The organism is Nocardioides sp. (assembly GCF_036401255.1).
GTDB lineage: Bacteria > Actinomycetota > Actinomycetes > Propionibacteriales > Nocardioidaceae > Nocardioides.
Genome location: NZ_DASWVI010000496.1, coordinates 1 through 23,698, shown reverse-complemented (window position 1 = coordinate 23,698; position 23,698 = coordinate 1). Strand labels below are relative to the sequence as shown.

The following is a 23,698-nucleotide window of genomic DNA, read 5'->3' as shown; positions in this document are numbered from 1 at the left end:
ACCAGCCCAGGAGACCCCATGACCCTCGACCGGTCCGCCTTCTTCATCGACGGCGGCTGGGCCGCCCCGGCGACCACCGCGACCCTCCAGGTCGTCTCGCCCCACACCGAGCAGGTGGTCGCGACCGTGCCCGAGGGCAGCGCGGCCGACATCGACGCCGCCGTCGACGCGGCCCGCCGGGCGTTCGACGAGGGTCCCTGGCCGCGGATGACCCCCGAGGAGCGGATCGAGGTCGTCCAGGCGTTCTCGAACCTCTACGCCGGCAAGCTCGCCGAGATGGCCGAGCTGATCACGATCGAGATGGGCTCGCCGACGTCGTTCGCCAACCTCGCCCAGTCCCCGGCACCGTGGATGCAGATCGAGTCGTTCCTGGCCGTCGCGCGGTCCTTCCCGTGGGAGGAGGCGCGCCCCGGCGCGCTCGGCGCCGACGTGATCGTGCGGCGCGAGCCGGTCGGCGTGGTCGCCGCGATCCCCCCGTGGAACGTCCCGCAGTTCACCACGATGTCCAAGGTCGTCCCGGCGCTGCTCGCCGGCTGCACGATGGTGGTCAAGCCGGCGCCGGAAACCCCGCTGGACACCTACCTGATGGCCGAGCTGCTCGCGGAGGCCGGCGTACCGGCCGGGGCCGTCAACATCGTCGCCGCCGGCCGCGAGGTGGGCGAGCACCTGGTCGCCCACCCCGGCGTCGACAAGGTCGCGTTCACCGGCTCGACCGCCGCGGGCCGCAGGATCGCCGCGGTGTGCGGCGAGCAGCTCAAGCGGGTCTCGCTCGAGCTGGGCGGCAAGTCCGCGGCGATCGTCCTCGACGACGCCGACCTCGCCGCGACGATGGAGGGCCTGAAGTTCACCGCGCTGATGAACTCCGGGCAGGCCTGCGTCGCGCAGACCCGGATCCTCGCCTCCCGGAGCAGGTACGACGAGGTCGTCGACGCCCTGGCCGCGACCGTGTCCGCGATGCAGGTGGGCGACCCGATGGACCCGGCCACCGAGATCGGGCCGCTGGTCGCCCAGCGCCAGCAGGAACGGGTCGAGAAGTACATCGCGCTCGGCCAGGAGGAGGGCGCCCGCGTCGTCGTCGGCGGCAGCGGCCGGCCCGACGGGCTGGCGTCCGGCTGGTACGTCCGGCCCACGGTCTTCGCCGACGTCGACAACCGGATGCGGATCGCCCAGGAGGAGATCTTCGGCCCGGTGCTCTCGGTGATCCCCTTCGACGACGTCGACGACGCCGTCCGCATCGCCAACGACTCCGACTACGGGCTGGCCGGGACCGTGTGGACCGCCGACGTCGACGCCGGCCTCGACGTCGCCCGGCGGGTCCGCACCGGCACCTACGGCGTCAACACCTACACGATGGACTTCGCCGCGCCGTTCGGCGGCTACAAGTCCTCCGGCATCGGCCGCGAGTTCGGCCCCGAGGGGTTGGCCCAGTACACCGAGCTCAAGGCGATCTACACGCCCTGACCGGTGGCCGACGCGGCCGCCGAGCGTCTTGACATCTGGACTCGCTGTGTAAAACCGCACATGAGGCTACCGAAGGGTAGTTTCCGAGACGCGCGTCACATACCCTCGCCCCTATGAGCGCCCAGAACCCCACGCCCGCGGGCGGCCCGGTCGTGGAGGGGCCCTTCGACCCCGAGCACGACCCCACCGCCGCCTACGCCCTCGAGCCCGAGGACGCCGCCGCGCTGACGGCCCGCCTCGTCGCGACCTCCGGGCGCACCGTCGAGGTGCGCTCACCGCTCGACGACGCGCCGCTGGCGCACGTGCCGCAGTCCACCGTCGAGGACGTGACGACGGCGTTCGCCCGGGCCCGTCGCGCCCAGGTGGCCTGGGCCCGCACACCGCTCGCCGCCCGCTCGGCGATCCTGCTGCGGCTGCACGACCTGGTGCTCGACCGCCAGGAGGAGATCATCGACCTGGTCATCCGCGAGAGCGGCAAGGCACGCAAGCACGCCTTCGACGAGCCGCTGCACGTCGCGCTGACCGCCCGCTACTACGCGCGTACGGCGAAGCGGCACCTCGGCACCGAGCGCAAGCTCGGCGTGGTGCCCGGCCTGACCCGGGTCGAGGTCAACCACAACCCGCTCGGCGTCGTCGGGATCATCTCGCCGTGGAACTACCCGTTCAACCTCGCGCTCATCGACGGCATCGCGGCCTTGGCGGCCGGCAACGCCGTCGTCCTCAAGCCCGACTCCCAGACGGTGCTCTCCGCCCTGCTCGGGGCGCAGCTGCTCGACGAGGCCGGCCTGCCGCCGGACCTCTGGCAGGTCGTGGCCGGGCCGGGCGCCCAGATCGGCACCGCGATCGTGGAGCGGGCCGACTACGTCTGCTTCACCGGCTCGACCGCCACCGGCCGCACGATCGCGCAGGGCTGCGCCGACCGGCTGATCGGCTGCTCGCTCGAGCTCGGCGGCAAGAACCCGCTCCTGGTGCTGCGCGACGCCGACCTCGAGCGGGCCGCGGAGGGCGCCGTACGCGCCGCCTTCTCCAATGCCGGCCAGCTGTGCGTCTCGATGGAGCGGGTCTTCGTCGCCGACCAGCTCTACGACCGGTTCGTCGACCGGTTCGTGGCCCGCACCCAGGCGCTGACCCTCGGCGCCACCCTCGACTGGGGCAACGACATGGGGCCGCTGATCTCCCAGGCCCAGCTCGACGCGGTCACCGCGCACGTCGAGGACGCCGTCGCCAAGGGCGCCCGGGTGCTGACCGGCGGCCGGGCCCGGCCCGACCTGGGGCCGTACTTCTTCGAGCCGACGATCCTCGAGGGCGTCAGCCCCGACATGGCCTGCTTCGGCAAGGAGACGTTCGGGCCGGTCGTGTCGCTGTACCGGTTCCACGACGAGGCCGACGCGGTCGCGCGTGCCAACGAGGGCGAGTACGGCCTCAACGCCTCGGTCTACAGCCGCGACGGCGCCCGGGCCCGGGTGATCGCCCAGCACCTGCGCTGCGGCACGGTCAACATCAACGAGGGCTTCGCCGCGACGTTCGCGAGCATCGATGCCCCCATGGGCGGCATGCGCGAGTCCGGTGCCGGCCGCCGCCAGGGCGCGATGGGCGTCCGGCGCTTCACCGAGACCCAGGCCGTGGCCACCCAGCGGCTGATCCGGTTCGCCCCGCAGCTCGGCATGTCCGACGAGATGTACGCCAAGGTCATGAACGCCAACCTGCGCCTGATGAGAAAGGTGGGCCGGGCATGAGCGCCCCCCGCAACGACGAGAAGAGCTTCGACTACGACGTGCTGGTGGTCGGGTCCGGCTTCGGCGGATCCGTGACCGCGCTGCGGTTGACCGAGAAGGGCTACCGGGTCGGCGTGCTCGAGGCCGGCGCGCGGTTCGAGGACCACGACCTGCCCGAGACGTCCTTCGAGGTCTCCCGCTACCTGTTCCGCCCCGAGATCGGCTGCTACGGCATCCAGCGCATCGACGCGCTCAAGGACTGCCTGATCGTCTCGGGCGCCGGCGTCGGCGGCGGGTCGCTCGTCTACGCCAACACGCTCTACGAGCCGCTGCCGGCGTTCTACGCCGACCACCAGTGGAGCCACATCACCGACTGGCGGGCCGAGCTCGCCCCCTACTACGACCAGGCCAAGCGGATGCTCGGCGTGGTCGAGAACCCGCTCCGCACCCCGTCGGACGAGATCATGGAGAAGGTCGCGACCGAGATGGGCGTCGCCGACACCTTCCACCCGACCCCGGTCGGGGTGTTCTTCGGCGGCCCCGGGGCGGGCATGGGCCAGACCGTGGACGACCCGTTCTTCGGGGGCGCCGGCCCGGACCGGCGTACCTGCATCGCCTGCGGGTCCTGCATGACCGGCTGCCGCCACAACGCCAAGAACACCCTGGTCAAGAACTACCTCTACCTCGCCGAGCGCAACGGCGCGAAGGTGATGCCGCTGACGACGGTCACGCGGGTGCGCCCGCGCGAGGGCGGTGGGTACGACGTGCACGTCCGCTACACCAAGGCCAAGATCGACCGGCGCTCGGTGCGACGGGTGCTGACCGCGGAGCAGGTCGTGTTCGCGGCCTCGGCGCTCGGCACCCAGCGGCTGCTGCACAAGATGAAGGACCAGGGCCACCTGCCCCGCCTCTCCGACCGGCTGGGCGAGCTGGCGCGCACCAACTCCGAGTCGATCGGCGGGGTGGTCGCGCCCGACCTGTCGGTGGACTACAGCCAGGGCATCGCGATCACCAGCAGCTTCCACCCCGACGCCAACACCCACATCGAGCCGGTGCGCTACGGCCCGGGCAGCAACCTGATGTCGCTGCTCCAGTCGGTGCTGACCGACGGCGACGGCGACGAGCCGAGGTGGCGGACCTGGCTGCGCGAGGTGTGGCGCCAGCGCAAGCAGGTGCCGAACCTCTACGACATGAAGCACTGGTCCGAACGCACGATCATCGCGCTGGTGATGCAGAGCGTCGACAACTCGATCACGACCTACACCAAGCGGATCCCCGGCACCCGCAAGCGCTACCTGACCTCCAAGCAGGGCCACGGCGAGCCCAACCCGACCTGGATCCCCGCCGGCAACGAGGCGATCCGGGCGATGGCGCGGATCACGGGCGGCTTCCCGGGCAGCGCGGTCGGCGATGCGTTCAACAAGCCGCTGACCGCGCACTTCCTCGGCGGCTGCCCGATCGGCGACTCCCACGAGACCGGCGTCGTGGACCCCTACCAGCGGGTCTACGGCTACCCCGGGCTGCACATCGCCGACGGATCGGCGATCTCGGCCAACCTGGGCGTGAACCCGTCGCTGACGATCACCGCCCAGGCCGAGCGCGCGATGTCGTTCTGGCCCAACAAGGGCGAGGCCGACCCGCGCCCGGACCTGGGCTCGGCGTACCAGCGCATCGAGCCGGTCCGCCCGGCCGCTCCGGTGGTCCCCGACGACGCTCCGGGAGCGCTGCGGCTGCCGATCGTGGGGGTCTCCTAGGGCCCGCCCCAGAAGCGGACGGAGTCGGGAGAAAATACCTGGGAAAGGCCCGTGACCCGGGTCGTGGCGGGTCGTTGAGCCAGCGGACCCGGTAGATACGCTCCCTCCCACCGCCGGGTCCCATGTCCAGGCTCTGTCCAGCAGATGCGTGGACGGTCAGGGCCCGGCCATCCCTCCCTCCCCGGCCGGGCCCTGATGCGTTCCCGGGGCCGGTGTTTTCCCACGCACCTGACGTATCTGTCGTGGATCCGGCCGGTCAGACGACAGTTCTGTCAGGTGCGTGCGGAAGCCTGTGGAGGAGCGCTGCAGCCACCCGGGGAATCGGGGCATGGTCGGTGCTGTGCCGCACCCGATCACTCGCCCCGAGGTCGTGGTCCCGGTGCGTCTCGACGCCACCGGGCGGTCCGGGCCGACGCCGGGCCAGGCCCGTGGTCCGGGCTGGCGTCGGGTGGGCAGCGGCGCCTACGTGCCCGCACACGTCGACGCGGAGGCGCTCGACCAGCGGATCGTCGAGGCGGTCCTCGGCACGCCCGGGAGTACGGCGGCGACCGGCTGGGCGGCGCTGGCCTGGCAACACGCGCGCTGGTTCAGTGGGCTGACGGCGGACGGCGCCGCGCTGCCGGTCCCGATCGCGCTCGGCGACCGGCGCGTCGTCCGGCCACGCCCGGGGCTGGTGGTCTCCGAGGACTGGCTCTTCGACGACGACCTGATCCGGGTCGACGGCCTGCCGCTGACCGTCCCCGAGCGGTCGGTCGCCTACGAAGCGCGGCGGGCGCGAACCCTCGCCGCAGCGGTCCGGGCGATCGACATGGCGGCGTACGACGACCTGGTCGATGTCGCCTCGATGCGGAGGTATGCCCAGCGGCTCGCGGGCCGGCCCGGCACCCGGCGGCTCCGGGAGGCCATCGACGGGGCCGACGAGAACGCCTGGTCTCCCCAGGAGAGCGTGATGCGCGTCGCCTGGCGGCAGGCGATGCCCCGAGTCGTCCTGCGGTGCAACCCGCCGGTCTTCGACCACGGGGGTGGGCACCTGCTGACCCCGGATCTGCTCGACGTGGAGCACGGGATCGCCGGGGAGTACGAGGGAGCCGTGCACCTGCCGTACGGTCCCCGGCGCCGCGACCTCGACCGGGATGCGCTCTACCGCGACCTCGGGCTCGAGCTCGTCGTGATGATGTCGGCCGAGCACGACGACCTCGAGCACTTCCTCGCGCGGCTGCGCGGCGCCTACCGGCGCGCTGCCGAACGCGGGCCGGCTCCGCGGCCCTGGACCCTCGCGGCGCCGGACTGGTGGGTGGACACCTCGTCGGTGGCCGCCCGCCGATCCCTCAGCGTTGGTGAGCGCGACGTCTGGCTGAGGTACCGGGCCGCCTGAGTCCCGCGCACCTGACGCACATGTCCCCTCCGCCGTTCGAGGACGACAGTTCTGTCAGGTGCGTGCGCCCCCACGCGGATCGATAGGCTGGCCCGCATGAACCCGGCGGCGGAGCACGATCTGGTCCTGGTGGTCGACTTCGGGGCGCAGTACGCCCAGCTGATCGCGCGACGGGTCCGCGAGGCACGGGTCTACTCCGAGATCGTCCCGCACACCACGCCGGTCGCCGAGATCCTGGCCCGCGAGCCGAAGGCGATCATCCTCTCCGGCGGCCCGTCCTCGGTCTACGAGCCCGGCGCCCCGAGCATCGACCCGTCGATCTTCACGGCCGGCACCCCCGTGTTCGGCATGTGCTACGGCTTCCAGCTGATGGCCCAGGGCCTCGGCGGCGAGGTCGCGCACACCGGCGCCCGCGAGTACGGGCGTACGGCGGTCACGGTCGCCCGCCCGGGCACCCTGCTCGCCGAGATCCCGGCGCAGCACACCGTGTGGATGTCCCACGGCGACTCCGTGGCGGCCGCGCCGGCGGGCTTCGACGTCCTCGCCTCCACGACCAGTACGCCGGTGGCCGCCTTCGAGGACGTCGACCGCGGCCTGGCCGGCGTCCAGTGGCACCCCGAGGTGCTCCACACCGAGCACGGCCAGAAGGTGCTCGAGCACTTCCTGGTCCAGATCGCGCACTGCCGCCAGACCTGGACGATGGTCAACATCGTCGAGGAGCAGATCGAGGCGATCCGCGCCCAGATCGGCGACCGCGGCCAGGCGATCTGCGGGCTCTCCGGCGGCGTCGACTCCGCCGTGGCCGCGGCGATCGTGCAGCGCGCGATCGGCGACCGGCTCACGTGTGTGTACGTCGACCACGGCCTGATGCGCCAGGGCGAGACCGAGCAGGTCGAGCGCGACTTCGTGGCGGCCACCGGGGTGGACCTCAAGGTCGTCGACGCCGAGAAGCAGTTCCTCGACGCGCTCGCGGGGGTCACCGACCCCGAGGAGAAGCGCAAGATCATCGGCCGGGAGTTCATCCGGGTCTTCGAGGCCGCCGAGGCCGAGATCCTGGGCGACGCGGTGACCGGCGACGGCGCCGAGAAGGTCGCGTTCCTCGTGCAGGGCACGCTCTACCCGGACGTGGTCGAGTCCGGCGGGGGAGCGGGCACCTCCAACATCAAGTCCCACCACAACGTCGGCGGCCTGCCCGACGACCTGGAGTTCGAGCTGGTCGAGCCGCTGCGCACCCTGTTCAAGGACGAGGTCCGCCTCGTCGGCGAGCAGCTCGGCCTGCCCGCCGAGATCGTGTGGCGCCAGCCGTTCCCGGGCCCCGGCCTGGGCATCCGGATCATCGGCGAGGTCACCCGCGAGCGGCTCGACATCCTGCGCGAGGCCGACGCGATCGCCCGCGAGGAGCTCACCCGCGCCGGCCTGGACCGCGACATCTGGCAGTTCCCGGTCGTGCTGCTGGCCGACGTACGCTCCGTCGGCGTCCAGGGCGACCACCGCACCTACGGCCACCCGGTCGTGCTGCGGCCGGTCACCTCCGAGGACGCGATGACCGCCGACTGGGCGCGGCTCCCGTACGACGTGCTGGAGCGGATCTCGACCCGCATCACCAACGAGGTGCGCGAGGTCAACCGGGTCACCGTCGACATCACCTCCAAGCCGCCGGGCACCATCGAGTGGGAGTGACCGGGCCCACGTGACATAGATCATCCCGGCGACCTGACGGGGAACTCGGGACATCGGAGGCATGAACCGCTAGAGTTTTCAACGAACCGCCGGGGACCCGAGACCCCGGCGGTTCTTCCATTCCCGAGCATGGCGAGCGCCAGTGGGTACTACGCAGCCATGGCGACCAACACCCGCAGGATCAAGGCCACCCCCGAGCAGGTCTGGGACGTGCTGGCCGACGGCTGGCTCTACCCGCTCTGGGTGGTCGGCGCCTCCCGGATGCGCGAGGTCGACGACACCTGGCCGGCGGTCGGGGCTCAGCTGCACCACTCGGTCGGCACCTGGCCGATGCTGATCGACGACACGACCGAGGTCGTCGAGTCGACGCCCGGCTCCACGCTCGTGCTTCACGCCCGCGCCTGGCCGACCGGGGTGGCGCAGGTGACGATCCGGCTCGAGGCGGCCGGTGTCGAGACCGACCTCAGCATCGAGGAGGATGCGATCAGCGGGCCGGCGGTGCTGATGCCCAAGCCCATCCGTGACCTCCAGCTCGCGTGGCGCAACACCGAGAGCCTGCGCCGCCTCGCCTACGTCGCCGAGCGCCGCAGCGCCGGCAGGACCTCCGCCTCGTAGACCCGGAAGAAGTCGTCCTGGTCGGGGCCGATCTGCGCGACGTACAGCTCGTCGAACCCCGCCTCGGCGTACGCCGCCAGCTTGGTCACGTGCTCCTCGACGTCCGGGCCGCACGGCATCGTCTCGCCGACCATCTCCGGCGTCACCAGCTGCGAGGCCTGCTCGAAGTGCGCGGGGCTCGGCAGCACCTGCGCGAGCTCGCCCGGCACCCCGGCGTTCGCCCAGAGTCGGTGCGCGAGCGCCTGCGCCTGGTCGCGGTCCGGCCCCCAGCAGGCCTTCGCGCCCGCCATCGCGGGACCGGTGCCGCCCTGCTCGCGGTACGCCGCGAGCGCGTCCTGGTCCGGCTGGGTGGTGACGAACCCGTCGCCGATGCGGGCGGCGAGCGCGATCGCCTCCGGGCCGAACCCGGAGACCGGGATCTCGACCGGATCGTCGGGCAGCGTGAAGATCCGCGCGTCCTCGACCGTGTAGTGCCGCCCGTGGTGGCTGACCCGCTCGCCGCTCAGCAGCCTGCGGATCACCCCCACCGCCTCCTCGAGCATCTCGAGGCGGACGTCGGCCGTGGGCCAGCGGCTGCCGGTGACGTGCTCGTTGAGCGCCTCGCCGGAGCCGACGCCGAGGCGGAACCCGCCGCGGCACATCCGGGCACTGGTGGCCGCCGCCTGCGCGATCACCGCCGGGTGGATCCGCACCGTCGGGCAGGTGACCGCGGTCGTGATCGGCAGGTCGCACACCTGGCTGACCGCGCCGATCACGCTCCACACGAACGGGCTCTGGCCCTGCTCGTGGTTCCACGGGTGGTAGTGGTCGGAGATCCACAGCGCCTCGAACCCGGCGTCCGCGGCGAGTCTCGCCTGGCGGACCAGCTCCTCGGGCGGGTGCTCCTCGCTGGACAGGAAGTAGCCGATCCTCACGTCAGCTCTTCTTCGCCGCCGCCTTGCCGCCCTTGCGCCCGGCTTCCTTCTTCTGCGCGGTGGTGCCGCCCTGCTTGCTGTTGCCGCCCTTGCCGGACTGCTGCCCGCCGTGCTTGGAGGAGTCCTTGGCGTTGGCGATCTTGGCCGCCCGCTCCTTCGACATGCCCTTGTCCTTGAGGGCCTCGTACTGCTTCTCGTTCTTCACGTTCGCCGACTTGCTGGGCACGGTGTCCTCCTGGGTCGCCGATGTTCGCCTACACCGCCGAGGTACCCGGAGCCCTCGGCCCCATGCGGAGTCAGCCGTTGACCGGCGTCAGCACGTCGCGCGCGAACCGTTCCAGGGCGTCGATCTTCTGGTCCAGCGTCGCGTCGAGCCCGTGGTAGTAGGCCCACGGCATCGTCCAGCAGTCGGTGACGCCGCCGGCCTCCGCGCGGGCGAAGTGCTCGGGGAGGAACGCGTCGCTCAGCGCCGTGATCACCGAGAACTCCCCGTCCGCGCCGGCCTCGCGGCGTACCTCGGCGAGCCGGCCGGCGTGCGCGACGGCCTCGTCGATCGGGTAGATGTCGCCCACCCAGCCGTCGTGGCGGGCGGCGCGCCGGAATGCGACCTCGGAGAGTCCGCCGACCAGGACCGGGATCCGCTCGGTCGGGGTCGGCTCCATCGCGAGCCGGGGCGCGGTGTGGAACTCGCCGTCGAACTCGGTCCACCCGGGTTGCCACAGCCGCGCCATCAGGGCGAGCGCCTCGTCGGTGCGCCGGCCCCGGGTCGCGAAGTCCTGGCCGAGCAGCTCGAACTCCTCGCGGCACCAGCCGATGCCGACGCCGAGGCTGACCCGGTTGCCCGAGAGCACCGCGGCCGTGCCGACGCTCTTGGCGACCTGGAACGGGCTGCGTAGCGCGGGGACGTAGACGGAGGTCAGGAAGCGCAGCCGGCTCGTCACCGCGGCGAGCGACCCGATCAGCACCCACGGGTCCGGCCACGCCGCGGTGGCGTCCCAGCGGCGGGCGCCGTCGGGCGTGTACGGGTACGGCGTGGCCAGCTCCTCCAGGTCGACCACGTGGTCGGGCACGGCCATCGAGTGGTAGCCGAGCTCGTCGGCCGCGCGGGCGAGCGGGACCAGGTGGTCGACCGGCTGGAACGCCGTACTGATCGAGAAGCGCACGCGCGCAGCCTAGCCGGAACTAGAACGCGTTCCCGGCGCGTCAGGTGCCGGGGTACGGCGCGTCCTTGAGCAGCCGCGCCAGGTGTGCGGCGTGCCGGGCGGCCGCCTCGGTGGCCGCCGCGGTCTTCTCCGGCGTCGGGTCGAGGTCGCGGTAGTCGGTGCTCTGCATCGCCTCGCCCACCCAGTAGGTCCCGGCGTTCGCGGCGATGCTGAACCCCGTGTCGTTGAGTGCCTGGAGCACCTCGGCGACGACGTGGTGCGCGCCGTCCTCGTTGCCGACGACGGCCACGACACCGACCTTGCCCTCGGTGAGCATCCGGCCCTCGTCGTCGGTCTCGCCGAGCTCGGCGTCGAGACGCTCGAGCGTCATCTTGCAGACCGAGGACGGCTGGCCCATCCAGATCGGTGTCGCGATGACCAGGATGTCGCTGACCAGCATCTTGGCGCGGATCTCCGGCCACGCATCGCCGTCGCCCTCGTCGGCGCTGACGCCGAACCGGACGTCGTGGTCGACGATCCGGACCACCTCGCCGGTCACGCCGTGGCGTTCGAGCTGGCCGAGGACCTGCTCGCCGAGGAGCTGGGAGCTCGACTCGGCGGGGGAGGGCTTGAGGGTGCACACGAGCACGAGGGCCCGCAGGGCGAGGTCGGTCATGGCGCCCCGGTGCCCGGGGTACCGCCCGACCATGCCTGATCGGACCCGGCCCCAGGAGCGACCCGGTGCGGGTGCGTGGGTCCCGCAGTCCTTGAGCCTCCGGTCGCTGCGCCAGGCCGCGCAGGAGTGTCGCGGCTGCGAGCTCTACCGCGACGCCACCCAGGCGGTGATGGGCGACGGGCGGGTCGACGCCGAGCTGATGCTGCTCGGCGAGCAGCCGGGCGATCGTGAGGACCGCGAGGGTGAGCCGTTCGTGGGGCCGGCCGGCAAGGTGCTCGACGAGGCGCTGGTCGAGGTGGGGATATCGCCGGCCGAGGTCTACATCACCAACGTCGTCAAGCACTTCCGCTGGTCGGGCACCCGCGGCAAGCAGCGCATCCACCAGTCCCCGAGCCGTGCCCACGTCGCGGCGTGCGGGCCGTGGCTGGAGGCGGAGCTGCGGCTGGTCCGTCCCACCGGCGTGGTGCTGTTGGGCGGCACCGCCGGCAAGGCGGTGTACGGCGCGGGCTTCCGCGTGGGTGAGTCACGCGGCCGGGTCCGCGACTGGCCGGCGTCCTTCGCGGTCGCCCGGCCCCCGGCGTGGGTGCTCGCCACGACGCACCCGTCCGCGGTGCTGCGGGCCGAGGACCGCAGGTCGGCGTACGAGGGTCTCGTCGCCGACCTGCGGGTCGCGGCTGATCGGTTGATCTCGCCTACGTGAAGATGCTGACGCCGCCCGGGCCGACGAGCAGCCCCACGATGATCAGCACGATGCCCCAGAGCAGCTGGCCCTTGAAGAGCTGGAAAATGCCGGCGACCACGAGGATGACCGCCAAGATCCACAGCAGGAATGCCATCAGTGTTCCTCCCTCTCGGTGTGACCATGCCGTACCCCGACGGCCCGGCGGTCACTCCTAGGGATCACTCCTGGCGGCTCGCTCCTCGGGGCTCACTCCTCGGGGTAGTCCTCCACGATGTGCACGGCCGCCTCCTCCGCGGAGGCAGCGGCGCCGTCGATGCCGACGTCCTCGCCGACCAGGTCCTTCTCGGTGTCCTCGCCGAGCCCCTCGTCCGGGTCTACCAGGCGTCCGGCCCGGGCCCGGCCGACCTCGCCGTCGTCGAGCACCTCGTCGGAGTCCGCCGCCTCGGCGTACGGGTCCTCGTCGGGGATCTCCTGGCCGATCCGCTGGTCGATGGTCTCGCGGTGCTCCTCCTCCCAGGGCGTGTTGCCGTAGCCCTGGCCGGCGGAGTAGTGCTCGGGCGGGGAGTAGCCCCGGTCGAGCTCGTCCTCGACGTCGCCGTCGCCCAGGTCCTCGATGTTCCCGGGCTGGTCCTCGTCGTCGACGCTGTAGTCGCCGTAGATCTCCGACTCACCTTCGCTGTGGCTGCTCACGGGTCCTCCTTCAGGGATCCTCATCGACTGCGTCGGCTTTCACGCTAGTCCACTCCTGGGTGCCCAGGATCCGACGCCAGAAACAGGACTGAATCCCCCTTGCGTCCCGACCAGCGCCCCGGAACGGTAAAGCCATGGACCCATCGCTGGAGACCCTCGATCGCTGGTGGCGCGCCGCCAACTACCTGTCCGTCGGACAGATCTACCTCATGGACAACCCGCTGCTGCGCGAGCCGCTCGTGGCCGACCACGTCAAGCCGCGGCTGCTGGGTCACTGGGGCACGACCCCGGGCCTCAACTTCATCTACGCCCACCTCAACCGCACGATCATGGCGCGCCGGCAGCGGATGATCTTCATCACCGGTCCCGGTCACGGCGGCCCGGGCCTGGTGGCGTCCTCCTACCTCGAGGGCACCTACTCCGAGGTCTACCCCGACGTGTCCCAGGACGCGGCCGGCATGCAGCGGCTGTTCAAGCAGTTCTCCTTCCCCGGCGGCATCCCGAGCCACGTCGCGCCCGAGACGCCGGGCTCGATCCACGAGGGCGGCGAGCTGGGCTACGCCCTCTCGCACGCGTACGGCGCCGCGTTCGACAACCCCGACCTCGTGGTCGCGGCCGTCGTCGGTGACGGGGAGGCCGAGACCGGCCCGCTCGCGACCAGCTGGCACTCCACGAAGTTCGTCGACCCGCGACGCGACGGCGCGGTGCTGCCGATCCTGCACCTCAACGGCTACAAGATCGCGAACCCGACGGTGCTGGCCCGCATCCCGGAGGAGGAGCTGCTCTCGCTGCTGCGCGGCTACGGCCACAACCCGTACGTCGTCTCCGGGTCCGATCCCGAGCAGATGCACGCGGAGTTCGCGGCGACGCTGGACCGCTGCCTCGACGAGATCGCGGAGATCCAGGCCGAGGCCCGCGGGTCCTCCGCGGCTGCCCCGCGGCGGCCGTGGCCGATGATCATCCTGCGCTCACCCAAGGGCTGGACCGGTCCGAAGGAGGTGGACGGCAAGAAGGTCGAGAACTTCTGGCGCTCCCACCAGGTGCCGTTCGCCAACGCCCGCAGCGACGACTCCCACCGCGAGGTGCTCGAGGAGTGGCTGCGCAGCTATCGCCCCGAGGAGCTCTTCGACGAGGCCGGCGCCCCGGTCGACGACATCCGCGCGCTGCACCCCAAGGGCGACATGCGGATGAGCGCGTCGCCGCACGCCAACGGCGGCCTGCTGCTCAAGCCGCTGCGGATGCCCGACTTCCGAGACTATGCCGTCGAGGTCGACGCGCCCGGCACCGGCGCGGTCGAGGCCACGCGCGTGATGGGCGGGTTCCTGCGCGACGTGATGGCGCAGAACATGCACAACTTCCGGCTCTTCGCCCCCGACGAGAACTCCTCCAACCGGCTGCAGGACGTCATGGAGGTGACGAACCGGACCTGGAACGCCGAGATCCTCGACTACGACGACCACCTGGCCGCGGACGGCCGGATCATGGAGATCCTCTCCGAGCACACCTGCCAGGGCTGGCTCGAGGGCTACCTGCTGACCGGGCGCCACGGCCTGTTCTCCTGCTACGAGGCGTTCATCCACCTCGTCGACTCGATGTTCAACCAGCACGCGAAGTGGATGGAGTCGACCAACCGCATCGAGTGGCGCCGCCCGGTCGCCTCGCTGAACTACCTGCTCACCTCGCACGTGTGGCGCCAGGACCACAACGGGTTCTCCCACCAGGACCCGGGCTTCATCGACCACGTGGTCAACAAGAAGGCCAACGTGGTCCGGGTCTACCTGCCGCCGGACGCCAACACGCTGCTTTCGGTGACCGACCACTGCCTGCGCAGCAAGCAGTACGTCAACGTCGTGGTGGCCGGCAAGCAGCCGGCGCTGCAGTACCTCGACATGGACGAGGCGATCGTGCACTGCACCAAGGGCGCCGGCATCTGGGAGTGGGCGTCCAACGACACCGACGAGGGCCCCGACGTGGTCCTGGCGTGCGCGGGCGACGTCCCGACGATGGAGGCGCTGGCCGCGGTCGCACTGCTGCGCGAGCACCTGCCCGACCTGCGCATCCGGTTCGTCAACGTGGTCGACCTGATGCGTCTGCAGCCCGCGAGCGAGCACCCGCACGGGTTCTCCGACGCCGACTTCGACGCCCTGTTCACCACGGACAAGCCGGTCATCTTCGCCTACCACGGCTATCCCTGGCTGATCCACCGGCTGACCTACAAGCGCACCAACCACGCCAACATCCACGTGCGCGGCTACAAGGAGGAGGGCACCACCACCACGCCGTTCGACATGACCGTGCTCAACCACACGGACCGCTACAACCTGGCCATCGACGTGATCGACCGGTTGCCGCGGCTGCGGGCGACCTCGGGCGCCGCGCGCGAGGAGTTCAAGAACGCCCTGATCCGCCACAAGCAGTACATCCGCACCTACGGCGAGGACATGCCCGAGGTGCGCGACTGGAGCTGGGAGGGCTCGTTCGGGCCACGCCACGTCACCGAGGACCCGGAGCACAACGCCCCGGAGGCCTGAGTCTCAGGCCGGTCGTCGGGCGTACGTCGTGGTGCGCTCGACGACCGGCCGGCCGATCCCCGCGCCGATCTCCTCGAGCTCGGCAACGGTCTTGGCCGAGCCGTGCTCGGACCCGGCCATCCGCGAGATCGTCTCCTCCATCAACGTGCCGCCGACGTCGTTCGCGCCCGCCCGCAGCATCGCGCGGGTGCCCTCGACGCCGAGCTTGACCCACGAGGTCTGGATGTTGCGGATCCGGCCGTGCAGCAGGATCCGGGCCATCGCGTGCACCGCGAGGTTGTCGCGCAGCGTCGGCCCGGGGCGCGCGACCCCGGCGAGGTAGATCGGCGCGGAGGTGTGCACGAACGGCAGCGGCACGAACTCGGTGAAGCCACTTCCCCCAGAATCCAGAGAGTCGTCCTGGATGCGCGACAGCACGCGCAGGTGGTTGACCCAGTGGCGCGGGTTGTCGACGTGGCCGTACATCATCGTCGAGGTGGTCGGAATGCCGACGCGGTGGGCGGTGGACACCACCTCGATCCAGGTGCGGGTCGGCAGCTTGCCCTTGGTCAGCACCCAGCGGACCTCGTCGTCGAGGATCTCGGCCGCGGTGCCGGGCAGCGAGCCGAGGCCGGCCTCGCGGGCCTTGATGAGGAAGTCCTCGATCGACAGCCCGGTGCGGGCCACGCCGTTGACCACCTCCATCGGTGAGAACGCGTGCACGTGCATCTCCGGCACCCGCTGCTTGACCGCGCTCACGAGGTCGAAGTACGCCGTCGCCGGCAGCTCGGGGTCGATCCCGCCCTGCATGCACACCTCGGTCGCCCCGAGGTCCCACGCCTCGGCCGCCCGGTCGGCGACCTCGTCGAGGGACAGGGAGTAGGCGTCGGCGTCCGTGCGGCGCTGGGCGAACGCACAGAACCGACAGCCCACGTAGCAGACGTTGGTGAAGTTGATGTTGCGGTTGACGACGTAGGTCACCTCGTCACCGACCGCCTCGCGGCGCAGGTCGTCGGCCAGCCGACACACCTGCTCGAGCAGCTCGCCCTCGGCGGTCATCAGCGTCAGCGCATGCTCGTCGGACAGGTTGCCCGGGTCCTTCTCCGCCGCGCGCAACGCGGCCAGCGCCTCCGACGGTGGTTTCGAGACAGGCGCTAGCGCGCCTTCCTCAACCACCGTGGCTCCGGTGGTTGAGGAGGTTGCGCTAGCAACCGTCTCGAAACCACCGGTGGCGCGCGCCGCCTCGCGCACCGCGTCCCAGTCGCCGTAGACATCTCCGAAGTCCGAGCGCCGGTCGTCGGTGCGGCCCTCGGTGTCCACCGCGGCGAACAGGTCGGTCCGCCCGACGCTCGCGAAACCGCCGTCGGGCTCCTGCCACGGCAGCCCGGTCGGGCGTACGCCGGGCCGGGCCAGCCCGTCCTCGGTCGCCAGCGCGGCCACGTGCCCGGACACCCGCGGGTCGAGCCAGGGCTCGCCGGCCCGGACGTACTCGGGGTGCACGGTCAGCCGGGGCTGGAGCTCGAAGCCGCACGACGCGGTCAGGTCGCGCAGCCGGTCCAGGGACGGCCAGGGCCGCTCGGGGTTGACGTGGTCCGGCGTGAGCGGCGAGACGCCGCCCCAGTCGTCGACGCCGGCCGCGAGCAGGGCGCGGCACTCGTCGAGGTCGACCAGGTTGGGGGGCGCCTGGACCCGGGCCTTGGGCCCGAGCACGATCCGGGTGACCGCGATCGCCGCGCGGTACTCGTCGAGCGCGAGGTCGTCCGTGTGCCGCATCGCGGTGTCCGGCTTGGCCCGGAAGTTCTGGACGATCACCTCCTGGATAGCGCCGTACGCCTTCAGGCTCGCGCGCAGCGCGAAGATCGTCTCGGCCCGCTCGGTCAGCGTCTCGCCGATGCCGACCAGCAGCCCCGTGGTGAACGGGATCGAGAGCCGGCCGGCGTCCTCGAGCACCCGCAGCCGCACGGCCGGGTCCTTGTCGGGGGAGCCGTAGTGGGCCTCGCCCTTCGTCTCGAACAGCCGCCGCGAGGTCGTCTCCAGCATCATCCCCATCGACGGGGCGACCGGCTTGAGCCGGTTCAGCTCCTCCCACGACATCACGCCGGGGTTGAGGTGCGGGAGCAGGCCGGTCTCCTCGAGCACCCGCACGGCCATCGCGCGGACGTAGGCGAGCGTGGAGTCGTAGCCCTGCTCGTCGAGCCACGCCTGCGCCTCCGGCCACCGGTCCTCGGGCCGGTCGCCGAGCGTGAACAGCGCCTCGAGGCAGCCGAGCCGGGCGCCCTCGGCGGCGATCGCGAGGATCTCGTCGGGGGAGAGGTACGGCGCGCGTCCGTCGCGAGCCGCCTGGGCGGGCGTCTCGACGAACGTGCAGTAGTGGCAGCGGTCGCGGCACAGCCGGGTGACCGGGATGAACACCTTGGGGGAGTAGGTCACGACCCCCGCGCGGCCGGCGGCCACGAGACCGGCGTCGCGCACGCGGGCGGCGGCCGTCGTCAGCCGCTCCAGGTCGGCTCCGGTCGCGGCCAGGAGGACGGTCGCCTCGGCGACGTCCAGCGCGGCGCCTCGCTCGGCGCGTGCCAGCGCCCGGCGGACCTGCTGCGGGGTCGGCTGCTCACTCATCTTGATCAGACTAGCCAGCCGCCCCGGGTCGGGGCGGCCGGCTCAGCTGATGGTCAGACCGGTGTCGGCTCCGGCTCCTCCTCGGGCGTGATCGCGACCCGGTCGCCGTCCTCGACGGGCGGCTTGCGGTCCAGCGCGCTGGGCCACCAGATCTTCCCGCCGAGGTCCAGGTTGATCGCGGTGACCAGCACCGACCGCACGATCATCGTGTCGAGCAGCACCCCGAGCGCGATGGTCGTGCCGAGTTGGAGGGTGAACGTCATCGGCATCGTCGCGAGCATCGCGAACGTCGCCGCCAGCACGATCCCGGCCGATGTGATCACCCCGCCGGTGGAGGACAGCGCGATCAGCGAGCCGCGCCGGGTGCCGCGGGTGGCGGTCTCCTCCCGGACCCTCGTCATCAAGAAGATGTTGTAGTCGATGCCGAGTGCCACGAGGAACACGAAGCTGAACAACGGGAACCCGGTGTCGGTGTGCTCGTGGCCGTAGATGAAGTCGAAGACCAGTCCGGAGATGCCGAGTGCGGCGCCGAAGGACAAGATCACCGTGCCGACCAGGATCAGCGGCGAGACCAGCGACCGGAGCAGGCCGATGAGGATCAGCAGCACCGCGAGCAGGACGATCGGGATGATTACCAGGTTGTCGCGGGCCGCGGCCTCCTCGATGTCGAGCGACACCGCCGACATCCCGGTCGTCAGGCCGTCCGCTCCGTCGACCCCGTGCACCGCCGTACGCACGTCCTCGACGGCGTCGTACGCCGACTGGGAGTAGGGGTCGCTGGTCAGCTCGGCGACGATCAGGGCGACGCCGTCCTTGGCGCCCACAACCACCGGCTCGGCGATGCCGTCGACACCGGACATCGCGGCGACGACGTCCTTGGCCTTGTCCTCGTTGGCGACGACCTGCACGGGCGTGCTCGCGTCGACCAGGCCGTGGTCGATGAGGATCGTCTGGCCGGTCACCGAGTCCTGCTCGGTCGTGTACATCTCGTCGCTGGGGATGCCGGAGGTGTCGAGCCGCAGGAAGCCCAGGCACAGGACGCCCAGCACGAGCGCGGTGCCCACCCAGACGACGCGCGGACGCGGCGCGATGCCCTTGCCGACCCGTGCCCACAGGCCCGACGCGGTGGGCTCCTGGGAGCCGTAGCGGGGGACCAGCGGCCAGAAGATCCAGCGACCGCAGATCACCAGGAGCGCGGGCAGCAGCGTCACCATCACCAGGAACGTGACCGCGACGCCGATGGCGTTGGCGGGGCCCATGCCCGCGGTGGAGTTGAGCTCGGCGAACGTCAGGCAGAGCAGGCCGACCACGACGGTGGCCGCGCTGGCCAGGATCGCGGGCGCCGCGCGGTGCAGCGCGAACGCCATCGCCTCGTGGCGGTCCTCGTGACGCCGCAGCTCCTCGCGGTAGCGGGCGACCAGCAGGAGCGCGTAGTCGGTGCCCGCGCCGATCACGAGCACGGTGAGGATGAACTGGGTCTGGCCGTTGACGGTGAGGCCGGCGTACTTCGCGAGGAAGTAGAGCAGGCCCATCGTCGTCATCAGCCCCACGGCGGCGCTGATGATCGGCAGCGCCCACAGCAGCGGGCTGCGGTAGCTGACCAGCAGGATCAGCACGACGACGCCGAGGGTGACGAAGAGCAGCTTGCCGTCGAAGGAGGTGAAGATCGTGGCCGCGTCGGCGCTCTGGCCGCCGGCGCCGGCGAGGTAGGTCTCCACGCCGTCGATCGCGGTGATCTGGTCGAGGCGGTCCTTGAGGTCGGGCAGCTCCTCCCAGAGCTTGTCGCCGTAGTTGACGGTGAACTGGAGCTTGGCGACCTCGCCGTCGTCGGAGACGAACGGCGCGGGGATGCCGGCGGCCTGGGCGCGCTGGGGCGTCACCACGTCGGTGATCCCCTTGATGCCCTCGATCTCGCTCGCCTGGTCCTCGATGGCGGCGAGGTCGGACTCGGAGAGCCCGCCGGCCTTGTAGTAGACGACGGTGGTGCCGACGTCGTACTCGTCCTGGAACGCCTTCAGCTTCTCGAATGCCTTGGTGGACTCGGCGCTGGAGGGCAGCCAGGACTCGGTCTCGTTGTTCTGGACATCGGTGAGCTTGCCTGCGAAGGGGCTCATCAGGCCCGCGATGACGAGTACGGCGACGAGCACGAGCCACTTGGTGACCCGGCCGGTGAGCTTGCCGGCGATCTGACGGTGCATGGAAGGACTCTCTCAAGGAGGACGGACAGTCTGCATCGGGGTTTTCCCCTAGATCGACCCCCTCGGGATCCCGAAATCATCGGGACTCCTCAGGGGTCGTCCGGGCGCCCATGGGACACCGGGACTGGGTCCTTTGTGACACCTATTGAGGCCAGATGCTGACCGCTACGTCGACGAGCTCGCACCGAGCCGGATGCGGGTCAGCCGTAGAGGCGGTCCAGCACGTCGGCGTACTTGGTGTTGACGACGCGTCGCTTGAGCTTGAGTGTCGGCGTGAGCTCCTCGGACTCCGCGGTCCACTCCACCGGCAGCAGCTCGAAGGACTTGACCTGCTCGGGCCGGGAGAGCCGCGAGTTGGCCTCGTCGACGGCCTGCTGCGCCATCGCCCGGATCTCCGGCTTCTCGGCGAGGTCGGCCAGGTCGGTGAACTCGATGCCCATCTGCTGCGCGAGGATCGGAGCCACCTCGCCGTCGAGGGTGAGGATCGCGACGACGTACGGGCGTCCGTCGCCGATCGCCATCGCGTGCCCCACGATCGGGGACTCCTTGAGGTAGCCCTCGATGTTGGAGGGTGCGATGTTCTTGCCCGCGGAGGTGATGATCAGCTCCTTCTTGCGGTCGACGATCGAGAAGAACCCGTCGTCGTCGAGGGTGCCGATGTCGCCGGTGTGCACCCAGCCGTCCTCGTCGATGAGCGCCTGCGTGGCCTGCTCCTGCAGGTGGTAGCCGGGCGTGACGACCGGGCCGCGGACCAGCACCTCGTTGTCCTCGCCGAGCTTGACCTCCATGCCGGGGGTCGCGCGCCCGACGGTGCCGAGCTTGAAGCCGCCGGGGCCGTTGGCGGTGATCGCGCCGCACGTCTCGGTCATGCCGTAGACGTCGAAGACCTTCAGGCCCAGACCGGCCATGAACCGCGCCACGTCGATCGGCATCGGCGCCGCGGCCGAGCCGGCCCAGGTCACCTGGTCCAGGCCGAGCAGCAGCTTGAGGAACCCGAGGATCTGCTCCTCTGCCTTGCGGTAGTTCTCCTCGATCTCGGGGGTCATCGTCCCGCCGACCTCCTGGGCCGCGACCCAGGCCTGCGCGGCCGCCATCGCGTCCTGGACCATCCTCACGTTGTTCGGGTCGGGGTCCGCGGCGAGCTTGGCGGAGAGGCCGGTCTTGATCTTCTCCCAGACGCGGGGGACGCCGAAGAAGCTCGTCGGGTGCACCTCGCCGAGCGCGGCGAGCAGGCCCGAGGGGTCGCCGATCGCGTGCATGTGACTGCCCTGGATCTGCGGGCCGTACAGCCCCAGCACCCGCTCGGCGATGTGCGCGAGCGGCAGATAGCTGATCGCGGTCTGCGCCTCGTGCAGGCCGGCGGCCTCGAGCGTGCTGAGCGCCTCGTACATGACGTTGTGGTGGGTGAGCACGACGCCCTTGGGGTTGCCGGTGGTGCCGGACGTGTAGAGGATCGTCGCCGGCGCGTCGGCGTCGAGGCCCGCTGCTCGCGCTGCCAGCTCGTCGGCGTGCTCGGCGCGGTAGGCCCGGCCGGCGGCCACCAGGTCGTCCCACTCCTGGCCGAGCATGACCACCTTGCGGATGCTGCCGGTCTCCTCCAGCGCCTTGGCCCAGCGGGCGCGGTGGTCGTCGTTCTCGAGGATCACCGCGGTCGGCTGGGCGTGGCCGGCGACGTACGCCACCTGCTCCGCGGACAGCGTGTTGTAGATCGACATCGGCGTGGCCGCTGCGTGCACCGCGCCCATGTCGGCGACGAAGTGCTCGATGCGGTTGGTCGCCATGATCGCGACGGTGTCGCCTTCTCCGACGCCGGCGGCCATCAGGCCCGCGGCGACGTCGAGCGCGAGCTCGCGGGTCTGCGCCCAGGTGATCGTCCGCCACGCCTCGCCCTCGGGCACCTCGTGCTTGTCGGAGTACGCCGGCTGGTCGGCGTGCACCCGCGCCGTCTCCGCCAGGGCGTCGACGAGGGTCCGGCCCGCGACCGCGGCCTCGATCCTGGCTCGCTCGGACAGGACGTCGTTGCTCATCTGGTGCTCCCTGGGTCGACGGGCGTGGCGTAGGTCACAGCCTCGCGTCTGACAGGGGACCTTGTCGAGTGTGTGTCCGCGGCGGATCCCGGTGGTTGAGGAGGTTGCGCTAGCAACCGTCTCGAAACCACCGCAGCGTGCGCAGGGGGGCCGGGATGTACGTCGGCCTGCGGGCGGCCTCGGGTGGAGGTGGTCGAAGAACGGGGGACGTGGTCACCGTCCGCTGTGGTCGAGCGCGAGGTGGTCACCGCGGTCCCGGACCTGACGGTCGCTGGTGGTCGACGTGCTTGTGGTCACCGTCTGTAGACCCGGGATTCCTCCTACCGCAACGCCCCACCTGGGGATCGGAAGATTTTACTCTCGGATGTCCCGGAACCCTGTGGAACAAGGGGTTCTGGGCCTCGGACTGTCGGTAGGCCCTGCTTGGCTGGAACACATGACGGCGACCACGCTCGACACCCCCCGGACCGGTCCGGCTCGCCCGGCCGATCGGGTGCTGGGTGCCGCGCGGGGGATCCGGGCCGACCTGGACGCCCTGGAGGCGCGGCGGTTCGAGATCGCCACCGAGTGGGCTGAGCTGCACCCCGGCGACGACGTCGAGGACGGGGCGGCGTGGGAGGAGCGCGACCTCGAGATCGCCGGCCCCGGCGCCCCCACGGTCGCGGAGTTCGCGATCCCCGAGCTGGCCGCCGCGCTCGGCATGTCCCCGACCGGGGGGCGGAGCTTCATCGGTGACGCCGTCGAAACCAAGGATCGGCTCCCGCGCCTGTGGGCCCGGGTCATGGCCGGTGAGGTGTCGGTGTGGCGGGCCCGCCGGGTCGCCCAGCTGACCCAGTCCCTGTCGATGCAGGCCGCGGCGTACGTCGACCGCCACCTGGCGGCCGTGGTCGACCACTGCTCCTATGCCCAGATCGAACGCACCGTCGAGGCCGCCCGCACCACCTACGACCCCGAGACCGCGCTCGCGCGCACCAGTGAGCCCGCGTTCGGGGTCCGGGTCACCCACGCCAAACCCGCCCTCGGGGAGACCCCGGGCACCGCGTTCCTCGACGCCATCCTGACCACCGCCGACGCCCTCGACCTCGAGACCGCGGTCGCCGACATCGCCCACCGGCTCCTGACCACCCACCCCGACCTGGCCGTGGACGAGCGCCGCGCGATGGCGCTGGGCATCCTGGCCCGCGGCGAACAGACCGGTGACCTCGCCCGGGAGGTGGTGATCTACACCCACCACCGCCCCGACGAGGGCCCCGGGATCGTCGAGGTGGTCAACACCCGCGCCTGGGTCACCCTCGACCAGCTCACCGAATGGTGCCTCCAGGCCGGCACCACGGTCACCGTCAAACCCGTGATCGACCTGGCCGACGAGCTGTTCACCGACCACTACGAGCCGACGGCCGCCCAGCACGAGCAAGCCGTGCTGACCCACCCGACCTGCGTGTTCCCCGGCTGCTCGCGCCCCTCACGGGCCTGCGACCTCGACCACACCATCCCCTGGCCCCTGGGACCGACCGCGACCTGGAACCTGGCCCCGCTCTGCCGATTCCACCACCGGCTCAAGACCACCGGCGGCTGGACCTACCAGCGCCAGTCCCCGACGTCGTTCGAGTGGACCAGCCCCCACCACCGGACCTACCTCGTCG

Annotated in this window: 18 protein-coding genes; 9 read left to right on the top strand and 9 right to left on the bottom strand. The window is 71.3% G+C overall.

Annotated features, from left to right (window positions below; translation table 11 throughout):
• Window positions 1-18 precede the first annotated feature (18 nt).
• The 6 genes from VGD85_RS22975 (at window position 19) to VGD85_RS22950 (ending at window position 8,600) form a co-directional block, all read left to right on the top strand.
• Complete coding sequence (locus VGD85_RS22975; protein WP_331065757.1) at window positions 19-1,461, top strand: aldehyde dehydrogenase; 1,443 nt, start codon at window positions 19-21, stop codon at window positions 1,459-1,461.
• 113 nt (window positions 1,462-1,574) lie between these two features.
• On the top strand, window positions 1,575-3,197 hold the full coding sequence (locus VGD85_RS22970) for a succinic semialdehyde dehydrogenase (RefSeq protein WP_331065756.1): 1,623 nt from the start codon (window positions 1,575-1,577) through the stop codon (window positions 3,195-3,197).
• Entirely contained in the window at window positions 3,194-4,930 is a 1,737-nt protein-coding gene (locus tag VGD85_RS22965) for a GMC family oxidoreductase (protein WP_331065755.1), read from the top strand. The genes VGD85_RS22970 and VGD85_RS22965 overlap by 4 nt, the downstream gene beginning before the upstream one ends.
• A gap of 280 nt (window positions 4,931-5,210) precedes the next feature.
• Window positions 5,211-6,305 (top strand): hypothetical protein, encoded by a 1,095-nt coding sequence (locus VGD85_RS22960; protein WP_331065754.1) that lies wholly within the window; start codon window positions 5,211-5,213, stop codon window positions 6,303-6,305.
• Window positions 6,306-6,401: 96 nt separating this feature from the next.
• Window positions 6,402-7,985, top strand: a complete 1,584-nt coding sequence (gene guaA, locus VGD85_RS22955; protein ID WP_331065753.1) for a glutamine-hydrolyzing GMP synthase — start codon at window positions 6,402-6,404, stop codon at window positions 7,983-7,985.
• 129 nt (window positions 7,986-8,114) lie between these two features.
• Window positions 8,115-8,600, top strand: a complete 486-nt coding sequence (locus VGD85_RS22950; protein ID WP_331065752.1) for an SRPBCC family protein — start codon at window positions 8,115-8,117, stop codon at window positions 8,598-8,600.
• Here VGD85_RS22950 and VGD85_RS22945 read toward each other — a convergent pair.
• The 4 genes from VGD85_RS22945 to VGD85_RS22930 all read right to left on the bottom strand — a co-directional run bounded on the left by VGD85_RS22945 (window position 8,555) and on the right by VGD85_RS22930 (window position 11,332).
• Complete coding sequence (locus VGD85_RS22945) at window positions 8,555-9,514, bottom strand: TIGR03557 family F420-dependent LLM class oxidoreductase (protein WP_331065751.1); 960 nt, start codon at window positions 9,512-9,514, stop codon at window positions 8,555-8,557. The two genes, VGD85_RS22950 and VGD85_RS22945, sit on opposite strands and share 46 nt — an antisense overlap.
• Before the next feature lies 1 nt (window position 9,515).
• The gene (locus VGD85_RS22940) at window positions 9,516-9,740 is read right to left on the bottom strand and encodes a DUF7218 family protein (RefSeq protein WP_331065750.1); all 225 of its coding nucleotides are present in this window, start codon (window positions 9,738-9,740) and stop codon (window positions 9,516-9,518) included.
• 70 nt (window positions 9,741-9,810) lie between these two features.
• Window positions 9,811-10,677 (bottom strand): TIGR03619 family F420-dependent LLM class oxidoreductase, encoded by an 867-nt coding sequence (locus VGD85_RS22935; RefSeq protein WP_331065749.1) that lies wholly within the window; start codon window positions 10,675-10,677, stop codon window positions 9,811-9,813.
• A gap of 40 nt (window positions 10,678-10,717) precedes the next feature.
• Window positions 10,718-11,332, bottom strand: coding sequence for a flavodoxin family protein (locus VGD85_RS22930; RefSeq protein ID WP_331065748.1), 615 nt, complete (start codon window positions 11,330-11,332; stop codon window positions 10,718-10,720).
• 31 nt (window positions 11,333-11,363) lie between these two features.
• Between VGD85_RS22930 and VGD85_RS22925 the strand changes: the two genes are divergently transcribed.
• Window positions 11,364-12,032, top strand: a complete 669-nt coding sequence (locus VGD85_RS22925) for a UdgX family uracil-DNA binding protein (protein WP_331065747.1) — start codon at window positions 11,364-11,366, stop codon at window positions 12,030-12,032.
• Here VGD85_RS22925 and VGD85_RS22920 read toward each other — a convergent pair.
• Together VGD85_RS22920 and VGD85_RS22915 are read right to left on the bottom strand one after the other, a co-directional pair.
• Entirely contained in the window at window positions 12,025-12,168 is a 144-nt protein-coding gene (locus VGD85_RS22920) for a GPGG-motif small membrane protein (protein WP_331065746.1), read from the bottom strand. The two genes, VGD85_RS22925 and VGD85_RS22920, sit on opposite strands and share 8 nt — an antisense overlap.
• Before the next feature lie 92 nt (window positions 12,169-12,260).
• The gene (locus tag VGD85_RS22915) at window positions 12,261-12,704 is read right to left on the bottom strand and encodes a DUF5709 domain-containing protein (protein ID WP_331065745.1); all 444 of its coding nucleotides are present in this window, start codon (window positions 12,702-12,704) and stop codon (window positions 12,261-12,263) included.
• A 134-nt stretch (window positions 12,705-12,838) separates the two neighbouring features.
• Between VGD85_RS22915 and VGD85_RS22910 the strand changes: the two genes are divergently transcribed.
• On the top strand, window positions 12,839-15,235 hold the full coding sequence (locus VGD85_RS22910; protein WP_331065744.1) for a phosphoketolase family protein: 2,397 nt from the start codon (window positions 12,839-12,841) through the stop codon (window positions 15,233-15,235).
• 3 nt (window positions 15,236-15,238) lie between these two features.
• Here the strand turns inward: VGD85_RS22910 and VGD85_RS22905 are convergent, their stop codons facing one another.
• The 3 genes from VGD85_RS22905 to VGD85_RS22895 all read right to left on the bottom strand — a co-directional run bounded on the left by VGD85_RS22905 (window position 15,239) and on the right by VGD85_RS22895 (window position 22,055).
• Entirely contained in the window at window positions 15,239-17,830 is a 2,592-nt protein-coding gene (locus VGD85_RS22905; protein ID WP_331065743.1) for a bifunctional FO biosynthesis protein CofGH, read from the bottom strand.
• Window positions 17,831-17,883: 53 nt separating this feature from the next.
• Window positions 17,884-20,028: an MMPL family transporter gene (locus VGD85_RS22900; RefSeq protein WP_331065742.1), complete on the bottom strand. Its 2,145-nt coding sequence runs from the start codon at window positions 20,026-20,028 to the stop codon at window positions 17,884-17,886.
• A gap of 200 nt (window positions 20,029-20,228) precedes the next feature.
• Window positions 20,229-22,055 carry an AMP-dependent synthetase/ligase gene (locus VGD85_RS22895; protein ID WP_331065741.1) on the bottom strand — a complete coding sequence of 609 codons (1,827 nt, stop codon included), beginning with the start codon at window positions 22,053-22,055 and terminating at the stop codon, window positions 20,229-20,231.
• A gap of 436 nt (window positions 22,056-22,491) precedes the next feature.
• Between VGD85_RS22895 and VGD85_RS22890 the strand changes: the two genes are divergently transcribed.
• On the top strand, window positions 22,492-23,698 hold a 1,207-nt coding region (locus VGD85_RS22890; RefSeq protein WP_331065740.1), incomplete at its 3' end, for an HNH endonuclease signature motif containing protein.